3 protein-coding genes and 1 pseudogene are annotated in these 3,470 nt (G+C 76.7%); all 4 read right to left on the bottom strand.

From position 1 onward, the window contains the following. Window positions 1-1,044: pseudogene (locus HCJ92_RS23165) on the bottom strand (hypothetical protein); the annotation flags it as partial. A gap of 202 nt (window positions 1,045-1,246) precedes the next feature. Next, window positions 1,247-1,546, bottom strand: a complete 300-nt coding sequence (locus tag HCJ92_RS23170) for a hypothetical protein (RefSeq protein WP_167935563.1) — start codon at window positions 1,544-1,546, stop codon at window positions 1,247-1,249. A 206-nt stretch (window positions 1,547-1,752) separates the two neighbouring features. Beyond that, window positions 1,753-2,475 (bottom strand): TetR/AcrR family transcriptional regulator, encoded by a 723-nt coding sequence (locus HCJ92_RS23175; protein ID WP_167935564.1) that lies wholly within the window; start codon window positions 2,473-2,475, stop codon window positions 1,753-1,755. A 123-nt stretch (window positions 2,476-2,598) separates the two neighbouring features. Beyond that, window positions 2,599-3,468, bottom strand: a complete 870-nt coding sequence (locus tag HCJ92_RS23180) for an SDR family oxidoreductase (protein WP_420824767.1) — start codon at window positions 3,466-3,468, stop codon at window positions 2,599-2,601. Window positions 3,469-3,470 lie beyond the last annotated feature (2 nt).

A 3,470-nucleotide genomic window follows, 5' to 3' on the forward strand; every position in this document is an offset into this window, starting at 1 on the left:
GCCGCGGCCCGCCGCGTCCTGCCGCGCCATCCCGTCGCGGGCGTGGGCGACCGCCCGCCGACCTGCTTCCGAGGGCGGCAGGTCCACGGTGCCTCGTCCGTCGTCCCCCGGAGTGCCGTCCCCCGCCGTCTCGTCCGCTGCCGTCTCGCCGCCGACGGGTCCCGCGGCCGGGTCGGCACCCGCCGCGACCTCCCGCCGTGCCTCCGCGTCGGCCAGCTGCTCCACCTCGCGCAGACCGGCGAACTCGACGTCCGAGAGCGAGGCCAGCACCTCTTCGGCCTCGCCGACGCGCGCCCGGACCTCGCGGTGCCGCTCCTCCTGGACGGACGCCAGGGTCTGCTCGGTGTCCAGCTCGGTGCGGGAGTGCTCGGCGAGCGAGTCCGCCCGCTCCTCCCGCGCCTCCAGTCCCGTGACCAGCTTCGCGACCCGCGACCCGGCCCGCTCCAGGACGTCCCGGCGGTGGAGCGCCGCCAGCGGGTCCCGCCCGTCCGCGGCCAGCAGCGTCCCGATGGCGGAGGGGAGCGCCGTGCCGCCCCGGTACTCCTCCCGGGCCAGCCGGCCTGCCGCGGCCCGCGCGGCCGTCAGTGCGTCCCGGGTCTCGGCGAGCTCCGCCGAGACGCCCGCCACCCGCCGCTCCTGGACACGCAGCCGCTCCTGGCCCACCCGCGCCGCCTCCTCGGCGGCGCCGATCTGGCGGTAGAGGCTCCGCAGGCGCGACAGCACCCCGGCGGCGTCCCGCTCCTCCACCGGAGGACCGCCGGTGCCGTCGGTCCCGGTGTCCGTCCCGCTGTCCGTCCCGGTGGGGTCCTCGGCAGTGGTGTCCTCGGTCGGGAGGCCGGCGGGCGGGTCGCCGGGTGCAGGGGGGTGGTCGGGCGCCCCCGTCGCGGGCGATGGGCCGCCGTTCACCCCCGTCCCCGATCCGGGGTCGTCCTCGTCCTGGAGGTGTCGCCGACCCGCCTCGGCGGCGCTCGCCGTGCCCGCGGTCAGGGACAGTGCCAGAAGGCAGGCCAGGAGCGGGTGGGGCCAGGGGCGGCGGGCTGGCATGGGGCCTCCGGGGTGCGGCGGGTCACTGACCGGCGCGAACACCTCGCCCGCTCCACCGCGGGCGGCCGTCCCGCCGTCCGCCGGTCCATGTGCACGGAAACCGCCCTGCCGTACCGGTGAGGCCGCCGTCCGGGTGACCTCCGCCGCCCGAACGGACCAGGCGCCACCCGCCGGGCGGGCGACGGCGGTCACCCGCTCCGGGTCAACCGGCGGGCGGCGGGTCCGACGCGGCAGGGTCGGCGCGCGGTCTGGACCACGGCCACCGCGGACCCTCGGCCGGGCCGCCGGCCGGATCGTGCTCGTAGTGCCAACCACTGGGCAGGCCGAGCCGGTTGGCACCCGTGGCCCGGAGCCGGTAGACCAGCACCGTCCCGGCGGTGCCGTCCTCGGCCGGGACAGGCACCCGGTAGACCTTCGGCGGCCGACCCGTCATTCCGACCAGGACGGGCAACCGCCGGCCGTCGAGCGGGCCACCGGTGAAGGGAACGTCCTCGCTTCGCACCTCTCCAGTCTGGCAGGTGCCCCGCGGCGCGGCGTCGGCTCCCGGGCCTGCCGTCCGGATCCTCGTGGGTCGGGCCGCGTCGTCCGGTCGGCGTACGCGAGGTGCTGGGGTCGAGGCACGCCCCTGGTCGTGCTCGCGCGATTCGGCAACGAGGCGTGGTGCCGTGCCGGGCGTCGCGGCCCCCTGCACGATCCGCACGTCACGCCCTAACGCACCGCGCCGAAGAGCGGGGCGATCCTCGCCGCCAGCGCGTCCACCCGGCCGCCCACCGGCTCCACCGCCATCGCGGTGCGCAGCAGCTCCGCCGTCGCCCGGTCCCGGCCGCCGGTCACGGCGAGCACCGTCACGCACTGGTCCATCAGCCAGTCCCGCAACTCGTCCAGCGACGGCTCCTTGCCCTCGTCGAGCCAGATGAGGGAGGCCGCCTCCACCGCGGTGATCCAGGTACGCACCGCCATGTGCAGCCGGGTGTGGGAGGTGTCCGCCCCCAGGTGTTCCATGATCTGTCCCACCGCCGAGCGCCTCACCTCGTCCACGATCGCGTGGGTGCGGGAGGTCCCCACCACGCTGCCGCCCTTGAGCAGCGCCGTGAACCCCTCACCGTGGGCGTCGACGAACGCGAGGTAGCGGTCCAGGGCGTTCGCCAGCCGGCCGCTGAGCGGGCCCTCGTGCGGTTCGGCGAAGCAGCGCTCCAGCTCTGCGGCGGCGATGCTCAGCGCCGCCTCGTAGAGCTGCTGCTTGCCACCGGGGAAGTACCGGTAGACCAGCGGACGCGAGACCCCGGCCTCCCGGGCCACGTCGTCCAGTGAGACCGCTTCCGGTGGTCGCTCCGCGAAGAGGCTCTGCGCCGTGGCGATCAACTGGTCCCTGCGCTCCGCGACGCCCAGCCGGCGGTAAGCGGGTCCGGTGGCGGCGTGACGGGTGCTCATAGGGGTGAAGGGTAGTCCCAACACCCGGTTTCCAGCGGGGAGTCGCCGCTACCGCCCCCGTGACGTCCCGGCCGTGGTAGACGGAGGGACCGCGGCCGGACGGCCGCCCGTCCGTCGTCGCCGTCAGGCGGCGGCCCGGCGCAGGACCTCCGCCAGCGGGGTGGCCGGGTGCCCGGTCAGCCGGGGTACCGCGTCGCTGACGCCGGCGAGCTCCCCGGCGGCGATCGCGGTGTAGGTCGACACCCAGGCGTCCAGCTGCCAGCGCGGCGCCCCGGAGGACTCGCGCGAGCGGTACGCCTCGGTCGGCGTCTCGGGCCGGTAGGTCACCCGGCGCCCCGTCACCTCAGACAGTTCGGCGGCGATCTCTGCCAGCGTCAGGGCGCGCGGACCCGTCAGGTCGTAGACGGCACCGTCGTGCGCCGGGGCGTCGAGCAGCACGGCCACAGCGGCGTCGGCGATGTCGTCCTGGGCGACGACCGAGGCCGCCCCCTCGCCCGCCGGGCCGCTGATGACACCGTCCTCGCCCACCAGCCCCGGCATGAAGTCGGCGTACAGGCCGTCGCGCAGGAAGGTGTAGGCCAGGCCGCTGTCGCGGATGTACCGCTCCGTCACCCAGTGGTCGCGCGCGAGGGTGAACGTGGCGTCGGGCGCGGCACCGAGGAAGGAGGTGTAGACGATGTGACCGGCGCCCGCAGCCACCGCCGCGTCGACGAACGAGCGGTGCTGGTCCAGCCGGTCCTCGGACTCCGAGGCGGAGACCATCAGCACGCGGTCCGCGCCCGTGAGCGCCTCGGCGAGCGCACGGCGGTCGCCGAAGCCCGCGCGCACCACCGCGGCGCCCGCGTGGTGCGGTGCCCGTGCCGGGTCCCGCACGACGAGCGTCTGCGGTACGCCGGCCGCCGCCAGCCGTGCGGCGACGCGCCCGCCACGTGCCGGGGTCGCGCGGCGGCCGGATGTCACCCGTTCGCCGCGCCGGGACACCGCGCACGGGATCC

Origin of the sequence: Streptomyces spiramenti (assembly GCF_012034385.1) — a bacterium.
Lineage (GTDB): Bacteria > Actinomycetota > Actinomycetes > Streptomycetales > Streptomycetaceae > Streptomyces > Streptomyces spiramenti.